General features: G+C 55.0%; 23 protein-coding genes. 4 read left to right on the top strand and 19 right to left on the bottom strand.

What is annotated here, in order from left to right; genetic code table 11:
- Positions 1-93 precede the first annotated feature (93 nt).
- Positions 94-966 carry an AraC family transcriptional regulator gene (locus tag NB069_RS00115; protein ID WP_250586764.1) on the top strand — a complete coding sequence of 291 codons (873 nt, stop codon included), beginning with the start codon at positions 94-96 and terminating at the stop codon, positions 964-966.
- Between the two features lie 9 nt (positions 967-975).
- On the opposite strand, the gene NB069_RS00110 is transcribed toward NB069_RS00115, so the two are convergent.
- The 3 genes from NB069_RS00110 to ibpA form a co-directional block, all read right to left on the bottom strand.
- On the bottom strand, positions 976-2,637 hold the full coding sequence (locus NB069_RS00110) for a putative transporter (protein WP_250586762.1): 1,662 nt from the start codon (positions 2,635-2,637) through the stop codon (positions 976-978).
- A 176-nt stretch (positions 2,638-2,813) separates the two neighbouring features.
- Positions 2,814-3,242: a small heat shock chaperone IbpB gene (ibpB, locus tag NB069_RS00105; RefSeq protein ID WP_250586761.1), complete on the bottom strand. Its 429-nt coding sequence runs from the start codon at positions 3,240-3,242 to the stop codon at positions 2,814-2,816.
- A 137-nt stretch (positions 3,243-3,379) separates the two neighbouring features.
- On the bottom strand, positions 3,380-3,790 hold the full coding sequence (gene ibpA, locus NB069_RS00100) for a small heat shock chaperone IbpA (protein WP_032615564.1): 411 nt from the start codon (positions 3,788-3,790) through the stop codon (positions 3,380-3,382).
- A gap of 312 nt (positions 3,791-4,102) precedes the next feature.
- Here ibpA and NB069_RS00095 point away from each other — a divergent pair, with 312 nt between their 5' ends.
- Complete coding sequence (locus tag NB069_RS00095) at positions 4,103-4,435, top strand: YceK/YidQ family lipoprotein (RefSeq protein ID WP_250586760.1); 333 nt, start codon at positions 4,103-4,105, stop codon at positions 4,433-4,435.
- Here the strand turns inward: NB069_RS00095 and NB069_RS00090 are convergent, their stop codons facing one another.
- The 11 genes from NB069_RS00090 to NB069_RS00040 form a co-directional block, all read right to left on the bottom strand.
- Complete coding sequence (locus NB069_RS00090; RefSeq protein ID WP_250586759.1) at positions 4,436-5,662, bottom strand: DUF3748 domain-containing protein; 1,227 nt, start codon at positions 5,660-5,662, stop codon at positions 4,436-4,438.
- Positions 5,663-5,713: 51 nt separating this feature from the next.
- Complete coding sequence (locus NB069_RS00085) at positions 5,714-7,051, bottom strand: MFS transporter (RefSeq protein WP_250586758.1); 1,338 nt, start codon at positions 7,049-7,051, stop codon at positions 5,714-5,716.
- Positions 7,052-7,136: 85 nt separating this feature from the next.
- Positions 7,137-8,285: a galactonate dehydratase gene (gene dgoD / locus NB069_RS00080; protein ID WP_250586757.1), complete on the bottom strand. Its 1,149-nt coding sequence runs from the start codon at positions 8,283-8,285 to the stop codon at positions 7,137-7,139.
- Positions 8,282-8,899, bottom strand: a complete 618-nt coding sequence (locus tag NB069_RS00075; protein ID WP_250586756.1) for a 2-dehydro-3-deoxy-6-phosphogalactonate aldolase — start codon at positions 8,897-8,899, stop codon at positions 8,282-8,284. Before NB069_RS00075 ends, dgoD begins: the two co-directional genes overlap by 4 nt.
- A complete protein-coding gene (locus NB069_RS00070; RefSeq protein ID WP_250586755.1) occupies positions 8,883-9,761 on the bottom strand; it encodes a 2-dehydro-3-deoxygalactonokinase in 879 nt (292 codons plus the stop codon). Before NB069_RS00070 ends, NB069_RS00075 begins: the two co-directional genes overlap by 17 nt.
- Positions 9,758-10,447, bottom strand: a complete 690-nt coding sequence (dgoR, locus tag NB069_RS00065; protein WP_064324218.1) for a D-galactonate utilization transcriptional regulator DgoR — start codon at positions 10,445-10,447, stop codon at positions 9,758-9,760. Before dgoR ends, NB069_RS00070 begins: the two co-directional genes overlap by 4 nt.
- Before the next feature lie 250 nt (positions 10,448-10,697).
- Entirely contained in the window at positions 10,698-11,510 is an 813-nt protein-coding gene (gene yidA, locus NB069_RS00060; protein WP_250586754.1) for a sugar-phosphatase, read from the bottom strand.
- A 157-nt stretch (positions 11,511-11,667) separates the two neighbouring features.
- The gene (locus NB069_RS00055; protein ID WP_284677022.1) at positions 11,668-12,900 is read right to left on the bottom strand and encodes an MFS transporter; all 1,233 of its coding nucleotides are present in this window, start codon (positions 12,898-12,900) and stop codon (positions 11,668-11,670) included.
- Between the two features lie 94 nt (positions 12,901-12,994).
- Positions 12,995-14,005 carry an Ldh family oxidoreductase gene (locus NB069_RS00050; RefSeq protein WP_250586751.1) on the bottom strand — a complete coding sequence of 337 codons (1,011 nt, stop codon included), beginning with the start codon at positions 14,003-14,005 and terminating at the stop codon, positions 12,995-12,997.
- 11 nt (positions 14,006-14,016) lie between these two features.
- The gene (locus tag NB069_RS00045) at positions 14,017-15,033 is read right to left on the bottom strand and encodes a zinc-binding alcohol dehydrogenase family protein (RefSeq protein WP_250586749.1); all 1,017 of its coding nucleotides are present in this window, start codon (positions 15,031-15,033) and stop codon (positions 14,017-14,019) included.
- A complete protein-coding gene (locus NB069_RS00040) occupies positions 15,030-16,469 on the bottom strand; it encodes a mannitol dehydrogenase family protein (RefSeq protein WP_250586747.1) in 1,440 nt (479 codons plus the stop codon). The genes NB069_RS00045 and NB069_RS00040 overlap by 4 nt, the downstream gene beginning before the upstream one ends.
- Positions 16,470-16,501: 32 nt before the next feature.
- Here NB069_RS00040 and NB069_RS00035 point away from each other — a divergent pair, with 32 nt between their 5' ends.
- Both NB069_RS00035 and NB069_RS00030 read left to right on the top strand, forming a co-directional pair.
- Positions 16,502-16,654: a hypothetical protein gene (locus NB069_RS00035; protein WP_250586745.1), complete on the top strand. Its 153-nt coding sequence runs from the start codon at positions 16,502-16,504 to the stop codon at positions 16,652-16,654.
- Positions 16,655-16,876: 222 nt separating this feature from the next.
- Positions 16,877-17,965 (top strand): mandelate racemase/muconate lactonizing enzyme family protein, encoded by a 1,089-nt coding sequence (locus NB069_RS00030; protein WP_250586743.1) that lies wholly within the window; start codon positions 16,877-16,879, stop codon positions 17,963-17,965.
- A 40-nt stretch (positions 17,966-18,005) separates the two neighbouring features.
- Here NB069_RS00030 and NB069_RS00025 read toward each other — a convergent pair whose 3' ends face one another.
- From NB069_RS00025 to dnaA, 5 genes are all read right to left on the bottom strand, one after another.
- The gene (locus NB069_RS00025) at positions 18,006-18,755 is read right to left on the bottom strand and encodes an FCD domain-containing protein (protein ID WP_250586741.1); all 750 of its coding nucleotides are present in this window, start codon (positions 18,753-18,755) and stop codon (positions 18,006-18,008) included.
- A 96-nt stretch (positions 18,756-18,851) separates the two neighbouring features.
- Positions 18,852-21,266: a DNA topoisomerase (ATP-hydrolyzing) subunit B gene (gene gyrB / locus NB069_RS00020; protein WP_250586740.1), complete on the bottom strand. Its 2,415-nt coding sequence runs from the start codon at positions 21,264-21,266 to the stop codon at positions 18,852-18,854.
- 28 nt (positions 21,267-21,294) lie between these two features.
- Positions 21,295-22,368 carry a DNA replication/repair protein RecF gene (recF, locus tag NB069_RS00015; protein WP_138370939.1) on the bottom strand — a complete coding sequence of 358 codons (1,074 nt, stop codon included), beginning with the start codon at positions 22,366-22,368 and terminating at the stop codon, positions 21,295-21,297.
- Entirely contained in the window at positions 22,368-23,471 is a 1,104-nt protein-coding gene (gene dnaN, locus NB069_RS00010) for a DNA polymerase III subunit beta (RefSeq protein ID WP_103177630.1), read from the bottom strand. The genes recF and dnaN overlap by 1 nt, the downstream gene beginning before the upstream one ends.
- Positions 23,472-23,475: 4 nt before the next feature.
- Positions 23,476-24,876: a chromosomal replication initiator protein DnaA gene (gene dnaA / locus NB069_RS00005; protein WP_250586737.1), complete on the bottom strand. Its 1,401-nt coding sequence runs from the start codon at positions 24,874-24,876 to the stop codon at positions 23,476-23,478.

Raw genomic sequence — 24,876 nt, 5'->3', positions numbered from 1 at the left:
GTCAGATTTCCTAAAATACAAAGTCATATCCCTGAACCACTATTTTTCTACTACGTTCAGGTTGAGCTCATAATTCGCTGGCGGAAAAATAAAATGAATGGAAAATTGCAAAATCCGCATGTAAAAAACGAAACAACGTACAATATTCCGCTGTTGATTAATGAAAGTGTGATCTCAAGCGGAATTTCGTTGATTTCCCTCTGGCATACCTTTGCCAATGAAGACTATCGGGTAATGTGGCCACGGGATAAGAAAAAGCCCCTTATTGCTAATTCATGGGTCGCTGTCTATACCGTGCAGGGCTGTGGAAAAATCTTATTGCAGGACGGGGAGCAAATTACGCTGACCGGCAATTGTATTATCTTTTTAAAGCCCACGGATATCAGGTCTTATCACTGCGAAGGGTTAATCTGGGAGCAATACTGGATGGAGTTTATTCCAACCAGCGTAATGGATATTCCGCTTCGCCAGCAAAGCGTAATTTATAATGGTGAAAGCTATAATCAGGAGCTGATGGAGGTGGCGCAGTTAATTACCTCCCCGGAGTCGATGAAAAATAATCTGGCGGTCGCATTTCTTACAAAAATGATTTATCAGTGGATATGCCTCATTTCGGCGGACGGGAAAAAAGATCCCCAGAGAGCCCAGATTGAAAAACTGATTGCCGCGCTCCATTCCAGCCTGCAAAAGCGCTGGACTGTGGCGGACATGGCGGCGGCTATTCCCTGTAGCGAAGCCTGGTTGAGACGCCTCTTTTTGCGCTACACCGGCAAAACCCCCAAAGAATATTATCTTAACGCCCGTCTGGACCTGGCGTTATCCCTGTTAAAACAGGAAGGGAACACCGTTGGCCAGGTTGCTGATATGCTTAATTTTTTCGATTCGTTTCATTTCAGTAAAGCCTTTAAGCATAAATTTGGCTACGCGCCTTCAGCGGTATTGAATGAGACCTCGAAGCGCGAATAATCGCCCCATTTAGCCCATCCCCCAGAACAGCACCGCCAGTAGCTGCGGAGTGATAATGCGCATAAACATCACCAGCGGGTAGACCGTGGCATAGGAGAGCGCCGCCGCGCCGCTGGTCGCGTGCAGGTTGTTGGCGAAGGCCAGCGCCGGGGGATCGGTCATCGAACCGGCCAGCATGCCGCACAGGGTCAGGTAGTTCATCTTCGCCAGCAGCCGCGCCAGAAGCCCCATGGTAATCAGCGGGATGGCGGTAATGAGGATGCCGTAGCCGATCCAGCTTACGCCGTCGCCGCGGGCCAGCGTCTCGACAAAATCGCCGCCCGACTTGAGCCCCACCACCGCCAGAAACAGCACGATCCCCAGCTCGCGCAGGGCGAGGTTGGCGCTCGGGGGCATAAACCAGTAGAGCTTACCGACGCAGCCGATACGCCCGAGGATCAGCGCCATAATCAGCGGTCCGCCAGCCAGCCCCAGCTTGAGCGCCACCGGGAACCCCGGCACATACAGCGGGATGGATCCGAGCAGGACGCCGAGCCCAATGCCGATAAACACTGGCAGCATCTGTACCTGCTGCAGTTTTTGTTGCGCATTGCCCACCATATTGGCGACGGCGTCGATGGAAGCCGGTCGGCCGACGAGGTTGAGAATGTCGCCAAACTGCAGGCTGGCGTCCGGGCTGGCCACCAGCTCGATCCCGGCGCGGTTCAGGCGTGAGATCACCACGTCGTAACGCTCTTTTACCTGCAGTTCGCGGATTTTTTTGCCTAATACCTTCTCATTGGTGACCACCACGCGCTCGACGCGCATATCGGTGCCGCGGGTGGAAAGCGAGGTATCCACCTCCTGACCAATCACCAGCTGAGCGTTGTGTAAATCCGCCGGTTGCCCCACCAGGTGCAGCAGGTCTCCCGTCTGGATCACCGTGCCGGGCAGCGGCACCATCAGCGTCTCCTCACGCTTCAGGCGTGAGCAGATAATATTGGCGCTGTTGAGGATCGGCACATCCTGAATCGCCAGTTGGTTGAGATTCGGGTTATCGACGCGGATGTTGATGGTTTTAATCAGCGCCTGGCCCTGAGTAAGGGTGGATTCATGCTCCCGGGCTTCCTGCCCGACATCCACGCGAAACAGGATGCGCATCAGCCACATGGTAAGCAGGATACCGCAGATACCGAAGGGGTAGGCCATGGCGTAGCTCATGCCCATCTGATCCACGACATCGGGCGAGATACCCAGATCGCGCAGGATTTGCTGCCCGGCGCCCAGCGCGGGAGTATTGGTGACGGCCCCGGAGAAAATGCCCAGCACCACCGGGAGCGGTATCGCAAAGAGTTTGTGCAGCAGAGCGGTGACCAGCCCGCCCATCACCACAATGCCCATCGCAAAAAGATTCAGGCGCAGGCCGGAGACGCGCAGGGAGGCGAAAAAGCCGGGGCCGACCTGAATGCCGATGGTGTACACGAAGAGGATCAGGCCAAATTCCTGAATGAAGTGCAGCATTGCCGCGCTGAGCGTGATGCCCAACTGGTCAGCAAAATGGCCAACAAAAATTCCGCCAAACAGCACGCCGCCAATGCCAAAGCCGACGCCACGGATTTTGACATTGCCTATCCACAGCCCGACTACCGCAACCAACGCCAGAATACTGACCGTTAACGCTATATCACTCATGACGGCATCCCTGTGAATAACATTATTATTAGCAGGGATTTTCGCAGAGCGCAGGCGGGTTGTATGGGCGATGGCGCACAAAAAAAACGGTCACCCGAAGATGACCGTTTTTAATGTTTGCGCCCTCTCCCGTGGGAGAGGGGTGGGGTGAGGGCATCAGGCCGCACAAAACCCCATTAACTGTTTAACGCCGGGCGTTCGCTGATGGCGATCCGCTGCGGAGCAATCGCATCCGGCACGTTGCGGGTGATGTCGATATGCAGCAGCCCGTTAGTGAAGTTGGCGCCCGTGACTTCCATATGTTCAGCGAGGGTAAAGCTCAGGCTGAACGGCTGGGTAACCAGCCCCTGATGCAGCCATTTGGTTTCGGTTTCCGGTTTTTCCGGGGTGCCTTTTACCGTCAGGCGCGTGCCTTCCAGCTGAATATCGAGGTTCTGCTGGCTGAAGCCGGCCACCGCGAGCGTAATGCGATAGTGGTTATCGTCGCTCTTTTCAATGTTATACGGCGGGAAGGTCTGGCTTTCAGGGGTGCTTTGCAGCGCGCTAGCCAGTTTGTCAAAACCGATCCACTGACGCAGCAGGGGGGATAAATCGTAGTTACGCATACTAAATCTTCTTCTGAGAAGCGAGTTGGGTACAATTTATTTTTGTACACATTTGTTCCTGCAAATCCTGACGGATTCACATATGCTCCCGATATCGGCAAGCATTTATCGTTGGGCCGCAGCGGCGACCCGGAAAATTAATTAATTTCGATACGGCGCGGTTTTTTCGCTTCCGGAATCACGCGTTCCAGATCGATATACAGCAGGCCGTTAACCAGGTTCGCGCCGTGAACGTGAATATTCTCAGCTAACTGGAATTTACGCTCGAAGTTACGCTCCGCGATGCCCTGATACAGGTAGGTACGCTCTTTCTGCTCGCCCGCATGAGCGCCTTTCACCACCAGCAGGTTATCCTGGGCTGTGATCTCCAGTTCGCTTTCAGCGAAACCGGCCACGGCAATCGCAATGCGGTAGTGGTTTTCGTCAACCAGCTCAACATTGTATGGAGGGTAGCCATTGCTCTGGCTTTGGTTGTTTTCTAAATGATTGAACAGACGATCGAAGCCAATGGCTGAACGGTAAAGCGGAGAGAGATCAAAGTTACGCATACAGTTAACACTCCTGAAATCAGCAAGAATTGTCGCCTTCCACCGTGGACAGGCTGGGAGTATCACAAACGCCCCTCAGGCACGTTTGTTCATTGATACACTCTTAAAATGGGTCCGCTTGCGGTCTTTTCAAGCGTGTCGTTGCGAGAATTTTTTGCACTTTGCGAGTACTGGAATAGACTGAGTCCACAGCACGTAAGGTTAAAATGCGATAGGTGCCACAGAGCGGTACTTTTCAACTATTCATTTTGACAATGGCCCGTTATAAACCCCGTTGCAGGTCTCTTTCGGGCCATTGATGATGACTGACTGATGATGAAAAATGTTCTGATAAAGCTGACGACGTTCGGCGCGGTGGTTGTGCTTTGCGGATGTTCGAGCGTGATGTCTCACACCGGCGGTAAAGAAGGAACGTATCCCGGAACGCGGGCCAGCGCGAACATGCTGGCCGATGACGACACCAACTGGGGGACCAAATCCCTGGTAGTGCTGGATATGCCGTTTACCGCAGTTGTTGATACCCTGCTGCTGCCGTGGGACCTCTTCCGCACCGATAATTCGGTTCGCTCCCGCGTGGAGCAGAGCGAGCAGGAGACGCTGGCAACCAACGCCGTGATCCCGCCCGCCGGGATGCCCGCTCGCTGATTAACGTCCGGTCTCTGTTACCCACAGCTGCCGGAAACCGCCAGTCTCTTCCATCCAGGCGATAGTGTGCCCATCCGGGGAGTAAACCACCGCATCGCCCGACGGCGGATTGCCGTGATCGGACGTCAAAAACGTCACCGCACCGGACACCGCATCACAGGTCGCAATGCGATCCTCCAGCACAAATCCCAGCGAATGGCCCGCCGGATGCCAGTTAAAGGCTGACTGAATATCGCTGGCGTTATGCGTCAGCTGACGAAGCTCTCCCCCGTCCGGCGTAATCAACCACAGCTGCACCACACCCTTGTCATCCCGCATCAGAAAGGCAATTTGCGTCGCCTGTGGGTTGCTGCGCACCCAGTGGCGCGGCACGTTTACCAACCCCGGATAGCGGTTGCCGTGGGTAAAGGTTAACCGGCGCTGCATCACCCCGGCAGGCGGTGCAGGCATAAGATCCCCTGTCCCCTGAAGCGGTAAATCGCCCGCCTGCTTCCAGCCCTGCTCGTCTTTGGGCAGATCGACGATAAACAGCTCCGGCACTTTGACGCCGCTTGTGGAAAGGGTATCGCCGATAAAAGCCAGGCGGTGATTACCGACCCAGCCCTCTTCGTAGGCGCGGTTGATCTCATCGCTGCCCGGCTGTGGCGCGGGGGTGGTGCGGCTCACCAGCACACTCCAGTGCGTTCCGGCATATTCCCGCGGATGGTGGCCCGCAGGCGTCACCGGACCAAAAGGCGCGGCCACGCCCACGTTGCGTAAATCCAGCGTCGGATCGGACTCGTGCAATACATGGTCGTTATAGGTAAAGCTGACGAACTGCCCGTCCGGGCTATAGACATGAACATGGCTGCCGCCGCGCAGGGCGCCGGGAGTAAACGGCGCGGTGATATCCATCGCATCGAGATTGCTCACCTGCCCGCGCTCTGCAATCACCCCCTGACGATGGTGAAAATCGTATTGCCAGTGGGCATCGGGGTGCTGCGGGCCGTGGATAAAGACATACTTATCGTCCGTGGGATGAACGGTAACAACGCCCACATGCGCGCCGTTGCTGGCGCGATAAATCACCTCGACCTCGCCGGTTTTAACATTAACTCGCTCAATGGTTTCGCCGGTAAAGGACGCGCCGGAAGGACGGACGTCAAAGGCCAGCCACGCGCTATCTGCGGTCCAGGTGCGGGTGTTGGTGAGCTGATGGTTGCGGGGTGCGAAAGTGATTTGTTTCATGAGGATACCCTGATGCGCGGATGTCGCATCAGGGTATAGCATTGCGGGAGATTAGCCTACCCGTTTAACGTCGCCCACCAGCAGGATGTAGGAGAGCGCGCCAATCAGGGCCACCGCGGAGATGTAGACCAGCGCCGGGCCGAAACCGTAGTCCTGCGCCAGGTAGCCAATCACCAGCGGAACGGTGATCCCGCCCAGGCCGCCCACGAAGTTAAATACCCCGCCGGTCAGGCCGATCAGACGCATCGGCGCCAGAGAGGACACCAGTGACCAGGTAATAGAGGCAAAGCCATTCCCAAAGAAGGCCACCGCCATCAGGGTCATAATCCATACCGGATCGTTGGTGTAGTTTGCGCCCATGATACAGGTGGAGATCAGCAGCCCGCAGATGATCGGCGTTTTACGCGCCACCCCGAGGGAGTAACCTTTTTTCACCAGTTTATCCGCCAGCCAGCCGGAGAGCAGCACGCCAAAGAAGGCGGCCAGGAACGGCACGGTGGTCATAAAGCCCGCCTTCAGCGCGGTGATGCCTTTCTCCTGGGTCAGGTAGTTCGGGAACCAGGTGAGGAAGAACCACAGCGTGGAGGTGACGGCAAACTGGCCCAGGTACACGCCCACCAGCTTACGGTGGAACACCAGCTTCCAGTCGGCTTTGGTCAGCGGCTGACGGGCCTCTTTTTTCACCGGCGCATCGCCATCCACCAGCCCACCGCCGTCGCGGATGTAATCCAGCTCGGCTTTAGTGATGCTTTTGGTCAGGCGCGGCGGCTGGTAGACCTTAATCCAGATAAACGACCAGATGATGCCGATCCCACCGGTAACGATAAATACCCAGTGCCAGCTCAGCAGCTCCTGGATCCAGATCAGCAGCGGGGTCAGGAACGCCAGGCCGACAAACTGGCCGGAGGTATAAAAACCGACGGCAGAGGCACGCTCATGTTCCGGGAACCAGCTGGTCACCATACGGTTGTTGGTCGGAAACGCCGGCGCTTCGAAAATCCCGGTGATGGCGCGCAGGCCAATCAGCGACATTAAGCCGGTCGCAAACCCCTGGAACAACGTTGCCACGGACCAGCCGAAAATAGCGATAAAGTAGGTCAGGCGCGAGCCGACGCGGTCGAGGAACCAGCCGCCCGGGATCTGGCACAGCGTATAGAGCCAGGCGAACGCCGAGAAGACGTAACCCATCTCCGCTTTGGTAATGCCGAACTCCTCCTGAATATGGGCCGATGCCACGGCCAGGTTGGCGCGGTCGACATAGCAGATGACCACGGTAATAAAGATCATCATCAGCGTCAGGTAGCGGCGACGCCCGGTTTTGGTAGCAGTAACTGGAATATCCATCGCAATCTGTCTCCAGATTTTGGGCATAGCGAAGCCGCTCACCATGCCCTGTAATTTACAGAGGGTTATATTTTTTTCTGTGAGATTGTTGCCCGGTGGCGCTGCGCTTACCGGGCCTACGGAGTGGCGATCACCATTCCGCTACGCTGCCGTCCTCATGACGCCACAGTGGATTACGCCAGTCCGGCGCATTTTTACTCAGCTCAATGACTTTGGCTTCGTCGATTTCCACGCCAAGGCCCGGCTTCGTTAACGGTTTAAAGAAACCGCCTTCCATATTGAAATCTTCTTTGTTCTTCACAAAGTCGAGCAGCTCCGCGCCCTTGTTGTAGTGAATGCCCATGCTCTGCTCCTGGAACACCGCATTGCGCGAGACAAAGTCCACGTGCAGACAGGCGGCCAGCGCGATTGGGCCCAGCGGGCAGTGCGGCGCCAGCGCCACATCGTAAGCTTCTGCCATCCCGGCAATTTTGTAGCATTCGGTGATGCCGCCCGCGTGGGAAAGATCCGGCTGCAGGATGGCAATCCCGCCCGCTTCCAGCACGCGTTTGAACTCGAAGCGCGAGAACATACGTTCACCCGCCGCGATGGGAATATGGGTCTGTTCGGCCAGTTTCGGGTAGTACTCGGCCTGCTCGGCCAGCACCGGCTCCTCAATAAACAGCGGACGGTACGGCTCCAGCTCTTTGATCAGCACTTTTGCCATCGGGGCGCTGACGCGACCGTGGAAATCGAGACCAAATTCAATGTCATTGCCGAAGGCTTCGCGAATTTGTGCCACGGTATTCACCGCCCGATCCACCGCACGCGAATTGTCGATAACGCCCATCTCTTCGCAGCCGTTGAGCTTGAAGGTGTCGAAACCGATACCGCGCAGCTTGTTGATACCGTCGATCACCTCTGCCGGACGGTCACCGCCCACCCAGCTGTAGGCTTTAATCTTGTCGCGTACCAGGCCGCCCATCAGCTGCCAGACCGGCGCATTCAGCACCTTGCCTTTGATGTCCCACAGCGCCTGGTCGATACCGGCGATGGCGCTCATCAGGATCGGACCGCCACGGTAGAAGCCCGCGCGGTACATCACCTGCCACAGGTCGTTAATGCGCGCCGGATCCTGACCAATCAGGTATTCACCCAGCTCATGCACCGCCGCTTCAACGGTGCGGGCGCGGCCCTCAATTACCGGCTCGCCCCAGCCAACCACGCCTTCATCGGTTTCGATTTTCAGGAACATCCAACGCGGCGGTAAACGGTAGGTGGTGAGTTTGGTTATTTTCATTGCATTGCCTCTCGATACGCTTTTACAAATGCTGCCGCCTGCTGCGCGGTACGTTCTGTGGACTGCCCGGCACGATAGAGATCGCTGCCAAGGCCCGCGCCCACACAACCGGCTTTCATCCACTGGGCCAGGTTTTCCGGCGTGACGCCGCCCACGGCAAAGACCGGGACGCTGGCGGGTAATACCGCCTTCAGCGCTTTGATGTAATCCGGGCCAAAGGCCGACGACGGGAATATTTTGAGCGACTGCGCGCCCGCATCGAGGGCAGTAAAGGCTTCTGTCGCCGTGGCGCATCCCGGGCAGACGGTCATGCCGTAGCCCACCGCACGGCGGATCACCTCGGGGTTGATGTTGGGGGTGACGATAAGCTGGCAGCCCATCTTCGCCAGTTCATCCACCTGCTCCGGTTTCAGCACGGTGCCAGCGCCAATCAGCGCTCTTTCGCCATATGCGTCCACAACCATCGGAATGCTTTTCTCCCACTCAGGAGAGTTGAGCGGGATTTCCACCGCGTCGAACCCGGCGTCGATCACCGCCCCGACGTGCGCTAAGGCCTCGTCAGGGGTGATGCCGCGCAAAATTGCGATAAGGGGAAGATCAGTTTGCCACTGCATGAGCGATGCTCCTTATTCCTGCCTGAAATGCCGTGTCGCCCTCCACCGCCTGCACGTCACGGCCGATGGCGTGGAACGCCTGGCGGTAGCGTGCGGTCAGCGATGAACCCGCGACGAGGGTGATGGCCTGTTGCCCCGCGAACTGCTCGCTCAGGGTGGCGACTTCAGCGCCAATCAGCAGGCCCGATAAAAATTCGCTCACCTGCTCGCGCGGGAGGCTTCCCAGCACGTGCGAGGCGCGAACCTCAAAAAGCTGCGGCAAAATGGCAGGGGAAGCGATCCCGCGCTCAAGCCCGGCGGCAAATGCCTCCGGCGAGGCTGACTGCTCCGGCAGACCGGCACCCACCAGCGAGTGCTTAAGCAGCAAATGGTGCAGTTCGCCGGTCATCACGGTGCGAAAATCAACGATCTGCTCCGTATCTGCCTGCACCCATTTGCAGTGCGTACCGGGCATGACATAGACAGAAGAAGGAGAGAGCGAGCGGGCGCCAAGTAGCTGGGTCTCTTCGCCGCGCATCACGTTGTGGTTATCGTCGCGGGAGACACACAGCCCTGGAATGATCCAGATATTGTCGCCAACGGACGTTAACTGCTCGCCAATGGCAGAGAAATGGGCAGGAACCGGCAGATAAGGGGCAACCTTCCAGCCCACGTTGCTGCCGACCATCCCCGCCATCACCACCGGCGTGGCGCCAACGCGCCAGTTTTGTGTCACCTCGGCTAACACCGCTTCAGGGGATTTACCGTTCAGGCGGGTAACGCCTGCTTCTGATTGCCTGCTCTCCAGGCACTGCTCGCCCTGGTACAGCCAGGCGCGCAGATTGGTCGATCCCCAGTCAATTGCGATGTAGCGAGATGTCATGTGATTTCCTTCAACCTTCGTGTCGAGCTGGCGATCATGGTGAGCGCCGCCTGCTCTGCCGCATCGCTGTCCTGATGGCGTATCGCATCGAACAGCGCTTTATGTTCCTGGAGCGTCTTCGGCATGTTGGCCTCATCACCCATCCAGGTTCGTTCAAATACTGCTCGCTGTAGCGAGCTGATCGCCACGCTCAGCTGCTGTAACACCGGGTTATGCACCGACTGCAGCACCGCTTCGTGGTAGCGGATGTCCGCCTCGTTAAAGGCATCCCGGTCCTGGTTGTTGGCGATCATGTCATTCAGGGCCGACTCAATCTGCGCCAGGTCGCCTGAGGTGGCGCGTTCTGCCGCCCAGCGGGCTATCGCGGGCTCGACCAGGTTTCGCACCTCGCTCATCGCCCCGATGAGCCGCGGGTCGTAGTCGTTTTCCAGTACCCACTGCAGGACGTCGGTATCGAGGTAGTTCCACTGGTTACGCGGGGCGACAAAGGCGCCGCGGTAACGCTTCATTTCTATCAGCCGCTTCGCCATCAGCGAGCGGAACACTTCCCGGATGATGTTGCGCGAGGTTTCAAACTCCTCGCACAGCTCTGCCTCTGCGGGCAGCGGCGACCCGGGAACATACTTTCCACCCACGATTTGGGTACCCAGCGTGATGACGATGCGATCGGTTTTATTGAGAGTCATGGAGAGTCCTTGTGCTCTGTAGGTCCGCCCCTACTTTACCGCGACCGCTGAATTTCGCCTCAATTTTGCAGTACAAACGTGATGCTGTTCGTCAATGCCGTGGTTGTAATGTAGTACAATCAATCCGTGTTGTACTACAATCCGGATCACAAAAAGAACAATCAGTGAAAGGAATGTTAAAGAAAGGTACCTGCGGGGATAAAAAAACCCGCAACGGGTGCGGGTTATAAAACGCGTGATTTACCGGGTTTTAATTCAGGACAAACTTCTCAATGGCATAGGCCACACCGTCTTCGAGGTTAGATTTGGTGACGAAGTTAGCCACCTCTTTCACCGACGGGATCGCGTTCTCCATCGCCACGCCTAAGCCAGCATATTCCAGCATCGCAATGTCGTTTTCCTGGTCACCCAGCGTCATGATCTCTTCCGGCTTGATCCCCAGCGTTTCGGCCAGCGACTTCACGCCAGTGCCCTTATTGACGCGTTTATCCAGAATTTCGAGGAAGTACGGCGCACTTTTCAGCACCGTGTACTTCTCTTTTACCTCATCCGGAATACGGGCGATGGCCTGGTCGAGAATGGCGGGCTCATCGATCATCATGACCTTCAGGAACTGGGTTTGGGGATCCATTTTCTCCGCTTCGCAGAACACCAGCGGGATGGTGGCAACGTAGGATTCATGCACCGTGTAGTAGCTGATGTCGCGGTTCGCGGTGTAGAGCGTGGTGCGATCGAGCGCGTGGAAGTGCGAGCCCACCTCGCGGGAGAGTTGTTCCAGATAGCGGTAATCGTCATAGCTCAGCGCCGTTTGCGCCACCGTGCTGCCGTCGGCCGCTTTCTGCACCAGCGCGCCATTATAGGTAATGCAGTAATCACCTGGCTCGTTCATGTGCAGCTCTTTCAGGTAGTTATGCACCCCCGCGTACGGACGACCGGTGCACAGCACAACATTCACGCCCTTCGCACGGGCTGCGGCAATCGCATTTTTAACGGCAGGAGAGATGGTGTGGTCTGGCAGCAGCAGGGTGCCGTCCATATCGATTGCAATGAGTTTGATAGCCATGGGATCCCCGGTTGGAATGAGTCTTTCCTCATGCTAACGCGATTCCGCTCAAAAAACAGTAAAAGTGTCAGGGAGAAAGGGGATGAGAAAACAAGGTTTCACTCCCCTATTCACCCGGCGGTACAGGCTCGCCGGGATTACGCCACAGACATCACAGTCAGGCAGATGCCTGCTTTTTGCCTCCCAGCATCAGCAGAATAGCGGAACCGATGGCCAGCGCACCGACAAGATAGAACGCTGAATAATATTGTCCGGTTCCTTGCACAATGAACCCGGTTAACATTGGTGCGAACACCCCTGCAAGGTTGGCGAGGAAGTGGATAAAGCCGCTGACGGCACCCACATTATTCCCCTTCACCGTATCCTGAACGATAGCCCAGTAGCATGATGTGGTGACATACATGGCGAACATCCCAACGGACATCAGCCCAATCGCCCCATAGAGGTTGTGAACCAGGGCGGAGGCGGTAATGCATATCGCGGCGATAATCAATCCTGTGACGATGATAACCTTACGAGAAAACAGCAGGTTATGGTTCAGCTTATAAATATAGTCAGAGATAAATCCGCCAGAAATCAGGCCGACAAAACCGAGCAGCCAGGGCAGCACGTTGGCGATACTCATATCCCGCATATTCAGCCCACGCGCATCCAGCAGATAACTTGGAAACCAGGTCATAAAAAAGAACAGAATGTAGCTGTAGGCAAAAAAAGCCAGCGCGGTGAACAGAATGATCGGTTGCTTCAGGTAATACGAGAGCTTTTCATTCGGAAGGTCGTTCCCGGCGGTATCCGCCTCGGCCTGTTCAACCGTATCCTCTGTTGATGCTTCGCTACCCTTCGTGGCGATGAGCCAGATGGCCACCCACGCAAAACCGATAACCATCATCCCAACGAACGTTATGCGCCAGCCAAACGCCAGCGCAGCGGCGGCGACGATAGGCGCGGAGACCGCCCCTCCCATCGGGTTACCTGAAAAAGAGACGCCCACAGCTCTGGCACGCTCACGCGCAGGGAACCACTTAACGATGGTTTTATTGGTCACCGACCCCATCGGACCTTCTGCCGCGCCAAAAATAACGCGAATAAAAAACAGGGAAGTAAAATTAAACGCAGCGCAGGTCAAACCGGCAAAGAGCGACCATAGCCCCATTGCGCCAGCAAATATGCGTCGTGGTCCATATTTATCAGCCAGCCAGCCGCCGACAAAACAGAACACCGCATAACCAATCGCGAAGCTACTAAAAATCAGACCCAGCTCAGCTTTATTAACATTCAAATCAGTCGTGACATAGGGGGCGAGAATAGATAATGCCGCCCGATCTATATAATTTATCATTGATGCGATAAAAAGGAGCGCAAGGATAAAATATCTTCTTCCAGTATACATTTAATTCTCCATGATAAAGAGGTTTTACAGATGTACTTAGCTGTTATTGATATTTAATGCACGATGTAGTGTTGTAATACCTGTATTATTTTATTCACGGAACGGATAAAAATTGATAAATGCTTTCAACCACCGGAATACCTTCGCGTTGACATCTCTCTTTATAACTTATCTGAGGATCGTTAGGCGCTAATACCTTTTCAACGCCAGGTACAGGCTTTACCGCCCGCAGTTCATCACGCATCGTTTTTACGGTAGCGGCAAATAGCGGATTACCGAGTTTTTCAGGATCGATAACGATGACCAGGCTCGCCAGCTTGCGCATTTTGTCGTAATCGCCATACATACGAACAATATGATTGCCAAAATTGGCCCCCATTAATATGCCGGTTAGCACATCAATTGCCAGCGCAATGCCTGAGCCTTTATGCCCCCCGAAAGGCAAAAGGTTCTCGATTTTGTGCGGATCTGTGGTGATATTGCCTTCTTTATCCAGCGCAAGTCCTTCACCGATGGCTTTGCCCGTCTCTTTGGCATGTAAAATTTTACCAAACGCGATTGCACTGGTCGCCATATCGACAATCATCGGCTTTTCACCAGCAACCGGGAAACCAAAGGCAATCGGGTTAGTCCCCAAAAACCGCTCCGCACCGCCGTGCGGAGCGACACAGGTATCTGTCTGCGTCATGACGATAGCAACAGTGTTTTGCTGGGTGGCGCGCTCAGCAAACCAGGAGAGCGCGCCGCAGTGAGAGGTATTTTTTACCCCAACGAAACCGAGTCCGGTTTCTTTCGCCAGCGTTATCGCATGATCCGTCGCGGCCTTCAACGCCGAATGGCCCATGCCGTCATCAGAATCCAGCACCGCAAGGGAAGGTGAAATCGTATTGATAGACATTTTTGCAGCCGGGTTCAGACCGCCCGCTTTCAGGCGGGTGCAATAATGTTCAACACGCATGACGCCATGGGAATGGACGCCTGTCATATCGGCGTGCACCAGAATATCCGTAACTTCACCAGCCGTTTTATCATCAAGCCCGGAATGGGTTAATTTTTTTAATACCAGTGACTTCAGTTCTTTTTCTTTAACGAATACGGTAGACATACTATTCTCGCTTAAAATTTAATAACGCCTTTAACTAATGATTTATTTTCTACGACGTCTTCTTTGTAACGGTGACCGAAGCTATAAAAGTCGTACTCTTTATTCACCATCAGTTTTTCAGGCAAAACACCTGCGGTCATAAATGCGATGACGCACTCAAAATCTTCACGCGTAGCATTACGACTGGCTAAAAGCGTGGTCTCTTTTTTATGAAATGTTGGATCGTCAAGCACCAGTTCGCCTATATAAAGCCCGATAAAGACGATTTTTCCACCGTGGCCAATCAGGTCGACCGAACGCGACATGGAAGATTTATTTCCTGTTGCATCAAGCAGCGTACAGGCTAACTGACCGTCAAAGCAGGTTTTCAATGCGTCCAGATAATTTCCCTGGATTGGATCGAGGGTTTGCAGACCGAGCTTATCGGTAATTTGCTGACGACGACCCGCATCAATATCCGCAACCACCACGCGAGCGCCCTTCGCTTTTGCGATCGCCGCTGCTGCCAGCCCGATCGGTCCGGCGCCAACCACCAGTACGTTCTGCTGCGATTTAATCTCTGCGCGACGAACCGCATGCGCGCCAATCGCAAAGCATTCTACCAGCGCCCCTGCGTTGTCACTCAGGCCAGGCGGGAGTTCCACCAGATTCTCTTCACGAACGGCCAAATATTCGCTAAACCCGCCATCCTGATGAACGCCATACAGAGAGACATTTTCACAGCAGTTGGTTTTACCTTCCTGACAAGCCATACATACGCCGCAGGGCACGCAGGGAATAACGCTATAACGCCGCCCTTTTTTTACGCGATGGCAGTCACTTCCCGTCTCTTCCACTACGCCACAAATTTCATGGCCTAGTACCCGTGGGTAGGAAAAGAAAGGCTGGCGACCCGCAAAGGCGTGGATATCGGTACCGCAAATCCCTACCGCGCGGATCTTCAGCAGCGCCTCGCCCGCTTTCAGCTCAGGCATATCTCGTTCGATATATTCAATTTTTTCCGGATGTTGGCAGATCAGCGTTTTCATACGTTTTCCTGTTGTAATACATGGTTAATGGCGGCGTGAACGCCGTCTTTTTCAATGGCGACAAATGCCTGCCGGACCTCGTTCATAAACATGGCGTTACTGCTGGCAAGCGTGCCGAAGATGCTCTCTATCTGCAGTAGCGCATGCGCCCGCTCCCATGAGCTATCCTGCGGCGTTACGCGCGCATAAAATTCATCATTCAGGGGGTCGGCAAGCGTCTGACCACGGGATACGGCATCAAGCACGAAATGAAGCCAGCCAGCGATCAGTAAAGACAATCCGTTTCTCTGCACCTTGCGCGCTTGCAGCGTGCGCCACGGATCGATAGCGCGTTGCGGAAGCTTCTGGGAACCATCCATCGCGATCTGGCTGGTTTTATGTTTGATATGTGGATTACAGAAGCGCGCGATGAGCAAACGGGCGTACTGGTCCACATCGAGATGTAAATCCAGATCAAGGGATTTGGCCTGCTCGTCGACCATCAGGTGGAAAACGGCCGCATTGAGGACCGGGTCGGCCATACATTCAGAGATAAACTCGTAGCCCGCCAGGCTGCCGTTGTAAGCCAGGAAGGAGTGGCTGCCGTTCAGCATACGTAGCTTCATCTCTTCATAGGGCACCACATCCTGAACAAACATCGCACCGGCGTTGTCCCACTGCGGACGTCCGGCGACAAAGTTGTCTTCAATCACCCACTGGCGAAAATCTTCGCAGACCACGCCGCAAGGATCGGCATAACCCGTCTCTGCTTCAATCACTGCAAACTGCTCAGGCGTCATGGCCGGAACGATGCGGTCAACCATAGTGCCAGGAAAGGTCACTTGCTGTTCGATCCACGCGGCAAGCCCGGCGTCGAGCTGCGAGGCGAAGTCGAGAACGGCATTTCTGGTCAGTACGCCATTGGCGGGAATGTTGTCGCATGAAAGCACGCTAAAGGGGGAAAGGGCCTTCTCGCGCCGTATACGTAATGCTTCTACGAGCAGGCCGATAGCCGACTGAGGCGCGCGCGGAGAGGTTAAATCATGGCGGATAAGCGGATTCGCGAGATCAAGCCTGCGCGACTGCGGGTCGGTGCAGTAGCCTTTTTCAGTAATGGTCAACGAGACGATTTTGACCTGCGCCTCCGTCAACTTATTGATAGCGGCCTGAATACCGCTCGCGGGAGTGTGCAGCGCGCCGGCCAACGCTCTGACCTGACGGCATGTTGTCGCGGTCGCTGACTTTTCAACCACGGTAAAAAGGCACTGTTGGCTGTTGAGTGCATCTACCAGGTCTGCGCTACCAAGCAGATTGATACCAAAGATCCCCCAGGGAGATTCCATGCTTTCATTTGAGAGATCGGTATACACCGCCTGATGCCCGCGATGAAAAGCCCCAAGGCCGAGATGAACGATGTCTGCTTTCAACACCTGTCGATTGTACGTCGTCTTTTCCATACGAATTGTCCTTGTGAAACACTGGACCAATAATGCCAAACTGGTTTACCAAAACAGTGATAATGATCTCAAATGGTGAACAGAATGGTGGTGCGGAAAATGATGCAAATCCAAGAAAAAATAAAATATCAATTTTTATCATTAAGTTACTTGGATTTTTTAGTAGCAAAATCCAGGCGCGCTAAAAAACTGTGACACCTGTCAGAGGATCGACGCTGCAAACTGGTGTACCATCTGCGAAATCGAAGCAAAACCGCATTATTAACTCACTGTTTTTAATAAATATTAAGGAAAGAGTAAGGATCTACGCTAAAGCAACCCCACAATTTGGTATACAGAACTAGTGAAACAGGTATACCAGGGTATGTGTTTAGTGAATCAATTAACAGGATGAAGAGGACGGAAAAATGGAGTCGACAATCAGGCAGATAGAAACCCGACTGTTTAAGGTTCCGCTGGAGGAAATTCTGGTGGACGCAAAGCATGGCGACCACAGCCATTTTGAGTTGATCACAACGACCATCACGCTTGAGAATGGAGCTACGGGTACAGGTTATACCTATACCGGCGGCAAGGGCGGTTACGCCATTAAGGCGATGATCGACCATGATTTGGCGCCTGTTCTGAAGGGTAAAGACGCCACGGCAATTGATGAAATATATGACTTTATGGAATGGCATATTCATTACGTCGGTCGTGGCGGTATCGCTTCGTTTGCTGTCTCTGCAGTGGACATTGCGCTATGGGACTTGAAGGGTAAGCGTGAGCAACTTCCGCTTTGGAAAATGGCAGGTGGTGCGAACAATAGCTGTAAAGCCTACTGTGGCGGTATCGATCTGGCGTTTCCGCTGGATAAACTTTTGCGCAGCATCCAGGGCTATCTGGACAGTGGGTTTAACGGCGTGAAGATTAAGGTAGGGCAGAAAAATCCACAGGATGATATCGACCGCATCAAAGCCGTTCGTCAGCTTATCGGTCCTGACGTGACCTTCATGTTCGACGCTAACTATTCCCTTTCGGTTGACCAGGCCATCGCTCTCTCGAAAGCGGTTGAATCATGTGATATCACCTGGTTTGAAGAGCCAACCATTCCTGATGACTATGATGGCTACGCACGCATCGCCGAAAATACAACGATTCCACTGGCGATGGGTGAAAATCTGCATACCATTCATGAATTCGGATACGCGCTTGACCGCGCAAAGCTGGGGTTTATTCAGCCTGACGCCTCCAACTGCGGTGGCATCACAGGGTGGTTGAAGGCGGCAAATCTGGCGACACGTTACGGCCTGCCAATCTGTTCACATGGTATGCAGGAGCTGCATGTCAGCCTCGTATCGGCGTTCGATACCGGCTGGCTGGAAGTACACAGCTTTCCTATCGATCGGTATACCAGACGTCCACTGGTGGTTAAGGATTACCGGGCCGTCGCACCCGATATAAGTGGGACGGGTGTGGAATTTGACTGGGATAAACTCACCCCATATGAGGTGTGACCTTACTGCGGGTCTGTCTGTCGACAGGCCCGTTGTGCACTCAGGTGGCAAAGAAAAAGTCGTCAAAATCTTCCAGCGAATCGTCCTGATGGAAAATTTTCACCAGCTCGTTCTTGCTGTTTTCAAGATGGTTCCAGGAAGCCAGCCGCGCCTGCTCTGCATTACGCTTCTGTAACGCGAGGAAGATATTACGATGATCTTCTACCCACATCATCCGCAGCTCTTTTTTATGTAAATACTTATAGTTAAGCCGTTTCCAACGCGGATTTTCCGTTCTGACTGCCCGCCACAGTTCGGCAGATTGCTTCATCAGCACGCGATTCTGCGTGGCTTCGGCAATAATATTGTGAAACTGCCTGTCCAGCTCTTCGAACTTATCGCTATCCCCGTCGATCAGCTTTTCCTGCTGAGCAATGATCCGCTTAAGCTCGCGTAATTCGTTCAGCCTGATTTGCGTGGCGGCAAAGCCGGTAATGTTGCTTTCAATGACCTGTCTGGCCTGAAGCAGTTCGAAAGGACCAATATCGGAGTAGGGCAAAAGGGATTTTTGGTTAAATTTTTCAGGACTATCAATGAAATAGATGCCCGCACCCTGCCGGACTTCCACAACGCCTTTCAGCTCAAGCATGATAATCGCTTCACGGATTGTGGTTCGACTGGTGTTAAAACGCTCGCCAAGCTCTCTTTCTGAAGGAAGACGTTCTCCCGCTTTAAACACACCGGAATAGAGCAACTCTTCTATCTGAAGCCCAACATCATAATAGCGTCTTTTGGTGATCGCTTGTTCCATGCTTACGCCTATAAAAAAGCCGTGAATTCAACCCGTTCGATAGAGTAAAGCAATCCGTCCCGCGCCTTCCCCTGAAAGGAAGGCGCGGTGGCATACTTAGATATCAATATTTGCCGCTTTCAGGGCGTTCTCTTCGATAAAGGCGCGACGAGGTTCAACCGCATCGCCCATCAGGGTCGTGAACAGCTGGTCGGCAGCAATCGCGTCCTTAACGGTAACGCGCAGCATGCGGCGGCTTTCTGGATCCATGGTGGTTTCCCACAGCTGATCCGGGTTCATTTCGCCCAGACCTTTATAACGCTGAATGGAGAGGCCACGACGGGACTCTTTCACCAGCCACTCCAGCGCCTGCTCGAAGCTGGCAACCGGCTGACGGCGTTCGCCACGCTCGATGAAGGCATCGTCTTCAATCAGGCCGCGCAGCTTCTCGCCGAGCGTACAGATACGACGGTACTCTGCGCCGGTCACAAACTCGTGATCCAGCGGGTAGTCGGTATCGACGCCGTGGGTACGCACGCGGATCACCGGCTCGAACTGCTGCAGCTCGCTGTTCTCGTTGATGTCGAACTTCCACTGGCTGCCGTGCTGCTCGTTCTCGTTCAGATCGCTCACCAGGGTGTTCACCCAACGGGTCACGGCCTGCTCGTTGCTGAGGTCGGCTTCGGACAGCGTCGGCTGATAGACCAGCGCTTTCAGCAGCGTACGCGGGAAGCGACGCTCCATGCGGCCGATCATCTTCTGGGTCGCGTTGTACTCTGACACCAGACGTTCCAGCGGTTCACCCGCCAGCGCCGGGGCGCTTGAGTTAGCGTGCAGGGTCGCGCCATCCAGGGCGATAGCGATCTGGTACTGATCCATCGCTTCATCGTCTTTGATGTACTGCTCCTGCTTGCCTTTCTTCACTTTGTACAGCGGCGGCTGGGCGATGTAGACGTGGCCACGCTCAACGATTTCCGGCATCTGGCGGTAGAAGAAGGTCAACAGCAGCGTACGGATGTGCGAGCCGTCGACGTCCGCATCGGTCATGATGATGATGCTGTGATAGCGCAACTTGTCCGGGTTGTACTCGTCACGGCCAATGCCGCAGCCCAGGGCGGTGATCAGCGTCGCCACTTCCTGAGAAGAGAGCATCTTGTCGAAGCGCGCTTTCTCTACGTTAAGGATTTTACCCTTCAGCGGCAGGATCGCCTGGTTCTTACGGTTACGGCCCTGCTTGGCAGAACCGCCCGCGGAGTCCCCTTCCACGAGGTACAGTTCAGACAGCGCCGGGTCGCGTTCCTGGCAGTCTGCCAGTTTGCCCGGCAGGCCTGCCAGGTCCAGCGCGCCTTTACGACGGGTCATTTCACGGGCTTTACGCGCCGCTTCACGGGCACGCGCCGCATCGATAATTTTGCCCACCACAATTTTGGCGTCGGACGGGTTCTCCTGCAGGTAGTCGCTCAGCAGTTCGTTCATCTGCTGCTCAACCGCCGATTTCACCTCAGAGGAGACCAGCTTGTCTTTGGTCTGAGAGGAGAACTTCGGATCCGGCACTTTTACGGAGACAACAGCGATCAGGCCTTCACGGGCATCGTCACCGGTGGCGCTGACTTTTGCTTTTTTGCTGTAGCCTTCTTTATCCATGTAGGCGTTAAGGGTACGGGTCATCGCCGTACGGAAGCCGACCAGGTGCGTACCGCCATCGCGCTGCGGAATGTTGTTGGTGAAGCAGTAGATGTTTTCCTGGAAACCGTCGTTCCACTGCAGCGCCACTTCCACGCCGATACCGTCTTTCTCGGTAGAGAAATAGAAGATGTTCGGGTGAATTGGCGTTTTGTTCTTGTTCAGATACTCAACGAACGCCTTGATACCGCCTTCGTAATGGAAGTGATCCTCTTTGCCGTCGCGCTTGTCGCGCAGGCGGATAGAGACGCCGGAGTTCAGGAATGACAGCTCGCGCAGACGCTTGGCCAGAATGTCATATTCAAACTCGGTAACGTTGGTAAAGGTTTCATGGCTTGGCCAGAAACGAACCTGAGTCCCGGTCACGTCAGTTTCACCGGTCACGGCCAGCGGAGCCTGAGGCACACCGTGGACGTAGGTTTGCTGATGCACTTTGCCTTCGCGGCGGATCAGAAGCTCCAGCTTCTGCGACAGGGCGTTAACCACAGAGACGCCTACGCCGTGCAGGCCGCCGGACACTTTATAGGAGTTATCATCGAACTTACCGCCTGCGTGCAGGACGGTCATGATCACTTCCGCCGCAGAGACGCCCTCTTCCGGGTGGATACCGGTCGGGATACCACGACCGTCATCCTGTACAGAAACAGAGTTATCGGCGTGAATGGTGACGATAATGTCTTTACAGTGACCCGCGAGCGCTTCGTCGATAGCGTTATCTACCACCTCAAATACCATGTGGTGCAGACCGGTGCCGTCATCCGTGTCGCCGATATACATACCCGGGCGCTTACGCACCGCATCCAGCCCTTTCAGGACTTTGATACTGGAGGAGTCATAAGAATTCGACATCAACGTTTCTCGCTCATTTATTCTTGGGTTAATCCGTTATTTTACCCTTTTCCACGTTAAACATCTTCGAATTTTCGTCCGACATGTCCATTACGTGTTCAGCGCTAATCGCGCTGACGAAAACCTGCGACTGTGTGGCTTTTAAGCGGCTGGCAAGCAGCCCGCGCCGCGCGTCGTCAAGTTCCGAGGCAAAATCATCAATCAGATACAGACAGCGTCGCCCGCTTTCACGGGTTAAGTATTCGCCCTGCGCCAGGCGCAGCGCGCACATCAGGAGCTTAAGCTGTCCGCGTGATAAGGTGTCTTCCACCGGCGCGCCGTCGGCACGAATGCGGAAATCCGCCTTGTGCGGGCCGTGCGCGGTGTAGGTCAGCATGCGATCGCGCTCGAAGCTTCGCTCCAGCACCTCGGCATAATCCGTCTCTTTCTCCCAGCCGCGCTGGAAGGAGAAGCTCAGGGAGAACTCGGGTAAAAACTGCTGGCAGGTATCCGCCATGTCTTCCGCGATCCCCGCGCTGTACTCCGCCCGCCAGCGACTGATCTGCTCCGCCAGCGGGATAAGTTCTTTGTCCCACGCCCGCAGCTGGGCATAGCGTGTTACCTGGCGCAGCGCGGCATTGCGCTGCTTCAGCAGCCGTTTAAGGTTGCTCCAGGCGGTAAAGAAGCCCGCTTCGTTATGGAAGCATCCCCAGTCGAGGAAGGCTCTTCTGTATTTGGGGCCGCCGTTGAGTAAAGTAAACCCCTCGGGGGTGATGAGCTGCATCGGCATCAGCAGCGCCAGCTCGGCCACTTTGTGTCCGTCGGTGCCGTCGATGCGCACCTTGCTGTCGCCATGCTTGTCTTTGGTCAGCCCGATGGCCGTCTCGTGCTCTTCGCCGCGTAAGCGACCATGAAGCACGAACGCTTCCTGCTCGTGGCGAATGACGCGACCAATCTGCAAACTGCGAAACGCCCGACCGTGGCCGAGCGTATAGATGGCTTCCAGCACGCTGGTTTTGCCGCTGCCGTTGGCGCCAACCAGGAAATTAAAGCCAGGGGATAAAGCAAGATCCGCGCTTTCGATATTGCGAAAGTCGCGGATCAACAGGCGGGTGAGCGACATTACAGTCTCATTGGCATGACAACATAAGCAGCCGACTGTGATGCGGCATCTTCAATTTGTACGCTCGACACGGAGTCGGTCAGCAGAATACGCACGTTCTCGCACTTCAGCGCGTTAAGCACATCCAGCACGTAACTGACGTTAAAGCCGATTTCCATCTCGGTGCCCGCCGCATAGGTGACATCCAGGATCTCTTCGGCCTCTTCCTGCTCCGGGTTGTTGGCCGTGATTTTCAGCTGGTTTTCGCTCACGTACAGGCGCACGCCGCGGAACTTCTCGTTGGAGAGGATCGCCGCACGGGCAAAGGCCTGCTTGAGGATATCGCAGCCCGCTTCCAGGGTTTTGTCCGGGTTCTTCGGCAATACGCGACGATAGTCCGGGAAACGGCCATCCACCAGCTTAGAGGTAAAGATGAAGTCACCGACGTGGGCGCGGATGTTGTTGCTGCCAATCTGCACGCGCAGCGGGGTTTCGCCGCCGTCGAGCATACGCATCAGCTCAATCACGCCTTTACGCGGTACGATCACCGAATGGTTCGGCAGCGTCACGCCAACCGGCATGGAGCAGACCGCCAGGCGGTGGCCGTCGGTGGCAACGGTACGCAATTCTTCCCCTTCGGTTTCGAACAGCATGCCGTTTAAGTAGTAACGAACGTCCTGGTGCGCCATAGAGAACTGGGTGGCTTCAATCAGGCGTTTCATGGTGGCCTGCGGGAGAGTGAATTCAACTTCACTCTGCCAGTCGTCCAGGTTCGGGAAATCAGCAGCAGGCAGCGTGGAGAGGGAGAAACGGCTGCGGCCAGAACGCACCAGCATACGGTCGCCTTCCAGCTGCACAGCAATTTCTGCCCCTTCAGGCAGGCCACGGCAGATATCAAAAAACTTACGCGCAGGAACGGTGGTTGCGCCCGCTTCGTGAGGCTGAGAAAGCGTCACGCGTGCGACCATTTCCATCTCGAGGTCGGTGCCGGTCAACGACAGCGTGCCGTCTGCGACCTGCAGCAGCAGGTTACCAAGGATGGGCAGCGTCGGGCGGCCGCCTAAGGGGCCACTCACCTGTTGCAGCGGTTTTAATAAGTGTTCACGTTCAACGGTAAATTTCATAGCATCACGATGATAATGTTCTGATTAAATTGGAGAAGTCTTCTTTTATGTCGTGGCTTTCTTCACGCAACTGCTCGATCTTGCGGCAGGCGTGCAGCACGGTGGTATGGTCACGGCCACCAAACGCATCGCCGATCTCCGGCAGACTGTGGTTGGTTAATTCCTTTGCCAGCGCCATCGCCATCTGACGCGGTCTCGCCACTGAGCGGGAACGACGTTTAGACAGCAAATCTGCCACTTTAATTTTGTAGTACTCCGCCACCGTCTTCTGAATATTGTCGATGGTGACCAATTTTTCCTGCAGCGCCAGCAGATCGCGCAGCGCTTCACGCACGAAATCGATAGTGATCGCCCGTCCGGTGAAGTTAGCGTTAGCGATAACGCGGTTCAGTGCGCCTTCAAGCTCACGCACGTTGGAGCGCAGGCGCTTGGCGATAAAGAACGCGACTTCGCCCGGCAGACGAATGTCGTTCTCGTCCGCTTTTTTCATCAGGATCGCCACGCGGGTTTCCAGCTCCGGCGGCTCGATCGCCACGGTGAGGCCCCAGCCGAAGCGGGATTTGAGACGATCTTCCACCCCGTTGATCTCTTTTGGATAGCGATCCGAGGTCAAAATGATCTGCTGATTGCCTTCCAGCAGGGCATTAAAGGTGTGGAAAAACTCTTCCTGAGATCGTTCTTTATTAGCAAAGAACTGAATGTCATCGATCAGCAGGGCATCAACGGAACGGTAGTAGCGTTTAAACTCTTCGATCGCGTTGTTTTGCAGGGCCTTTACCATGTCCTGAACGAAGCGCTCGGAGTGCATATACACCACTTTGGCATTGGGCTTGCGCGCCATAATGCCGTTACCCACCGCGTGCAGCAGGTGCGTTTTACCCAGACCGGTACCGCCATAAAGGAACAGCGGGTTATAGGCACCGCCCGGGTTATCCGCTACCTGACGGGCGGCTGCGCGGGCAAGCTGGTTCGATTTACCTTCGACGAAGTTATCAAAGGTATGTTTGATGTTAACGTTGGAGCGGTAGGTCGGCTCTGCCGGTGCCGGGACGTTATCCCAGCCAGCACGCGGCGCAGGCGCGACGCGCGGCATGTGAACCTGCGTGGTTTGCGCGGGTGCAGCGGCGACGTTAACGGTCTCTTTGAGGGTTTGGGTGACCGGTTTAGTGCCCACTTCGAAACGCAGCTGTGGGGCATCGGTACCGCAAAATTCGTTTAGCAGTCCATTGATGTTATTGAGGTATTTGTCCCTGACCCAATCGAGCACAAAACGGTTTGGCGCATACAAAGCCAGCGTGTTATCGCTCAGTTCCGCCTGCAACGGGCGGATCCACATACTGAATTCTGTGGCTGGTAACTCATCCTGCAATCGGGCAAGACACTGCTGCCAAAGCGAAAGTGACAC

It is taken from the genome of Leclercia adecarboxylata (genome assembly GCF_023639785.1).
GTDB lineage: Bacteria > Pseudomonadota > Gammaproteobacteria > Enterobacterales > Enterobacteriaceae > Enterobacter > Enterobacter adecarboxylatus_D.
Note: the sequence above shows the minus strand (reverse complement) of the source record. Positions and strands in the feature narration are given on the sequence as shown.

Excerpts from the sequence above, each read along its gene's own strand:
- NB069_RS00115 (WP_250586764.1), top strand. The coding sequence starts at position 94 with ATGAATGGAAAATTGCAAAATCCGCATGTAAAAAACGAAACAACGTAC.
- NB069_RS00110 (WP_250586762.1), bottom strand. The coding sequence starts at position 2,637 with ATGAGTGATATAGCGTTAACGGTCAGTATTCTGGCGTTGGTTGCGGTA.
- ibpB (WP_250586761.1), bottom strand. The coding sequence starts at position 3,242 with ATGCGTAACTACGATTTATCCCCCCTGCTGCGTCAGTGGATCGGTTTT.
- ibpA (WP_032615564.1), bottom strand. The coding sequence starts at position 3,790 with ATGCGTAACTTTGATCTCTCTCCGCTTTACCGTTCAGCCATTGGCTTC.
- NB069_RS00095 (WP_250586760.1), top strand. The coding sequence starts at position 4,103 with ATGATGAAAAATGTTCTGATAAAGCTGACGACGTTCGGCGCGGTGGTT.
- NB069_RS00090 (WP_250586759.1), bottom strand. The coding sequence starts at position 5,662 with ATGAAACAAATCACTTTCGCACCCCGCAACCATCAGCTCACCAACACC.
- NB069_RS00085 (WP_250586758.1), bottom strand. The coding sequence starts at position 7,051 with ATGGTGAGCGGCTTCGCTATGCCCAAAATCTGGAGACAGATTGCGATG.
- dgoD (WP_250586757.1), bottom strand. The coding sequence starts at position 8,285 with ATGAAAATAACCAAACTCACCACCTACCGTTTACCGCCGCGTTGGATG.
- NB069_RS00075 (WP_250586756.1), bottom strand. The coding sequence starts at position 8,899 with ATGCAGTGGCAAACTGATCTTCCCCTTATCGCAATTTTGCGCGGCATC.
- NB069_RS00070 (WP_250586755.1), bottom strand. The coding sequence starts at position 9,761 with ATGACATCTCGCTACATCGCAATTGACTGGGGATCGACCAATCTGCGC.
- dgoR (WP_064324218.1), bottom strand. The coding sequence starts at position 10,447 with ATGACTCTCAATAAAACCGATCGCATCGTCATCACGCTGGGTACCCAA.
- yidA (WP_250586754.1), bottom strand. The coding sequence starts at position 11,510 with ATGGCTATCAAACTCATTGCAATCGATATGGACGGCACCCTGCTGCTG.
- NB069_RS00055 (WP_284677022.1), bottom strand. The coding sequence starts at position 12,900 with ATGTATACTGGAAGAAGATATTTTATCCTTGCGCTCCTTTTTATCGCA.
- NB069_RS00050 (WP_250586751.1), bottom strand. The coding sequence starts at position 14,005 with ATGTCTACCGTATTCGTTAAAGAAAAAGAACTGAAGTCACTGGTATTA.
- NB069_RS00045 (WP_250586749.1), bottom strand. The coding sequence starts at position 15,033 with ATGAAAACGCTGATCTGCCAACATCCGGAAAAAATTGAATATATCGAA.
- NB069_RS00040 (WP_250586747.1), bottom strand. The coding sequence starts at position 16,469 with ATGGAAAAGACGACGTACAATCGACAGGTGTTGAAAGCAGACATCGTT.
- NB069_RS00035 (WP_250586745.1), top strand. The coding sequence starts at position 16,502 with ATGCCAAACTGGTTTACCAAAACAGTGATAATGATCTCAAATGGTGAA.
- NB069_RS00030 (WP_250586743.1), top strand. The coding sequence starts at position 16,877 with ATGGAGTCGACAATCAGGCAGATAGAAACCCGACTGTTTAAGGTTCCG.
- NB069_RS00025 (WP_250586741.1), bottom strand. The coding sequence starts at position 18,755 with ATGGAACAAGCGATCACCAAAAGACGCTATTATGATGTTGGGCTTCAG.
- gyrB (WP_250586740.1), bottom strand. The coding sequence starts at position 21,266 with ATGTCGAATTCTTATGACTCCTCCAGTATCAAAGTCCTGAAAGGGCTG.
- recF (WP_138370939.1), bottom strand. The coding sequence starts at position 22,368 with ATGTCGCTCACCCGCCTGTTGATCCGCGACTTTCGCAATATCGAAAGC.
- dnaN (WP_103177630.1), bottom strand. The coding sequence starts at position 23,471 with ATGAAATTTACCGTTGAACGTGAACACTTATTAAAACCGCTGCAACAG.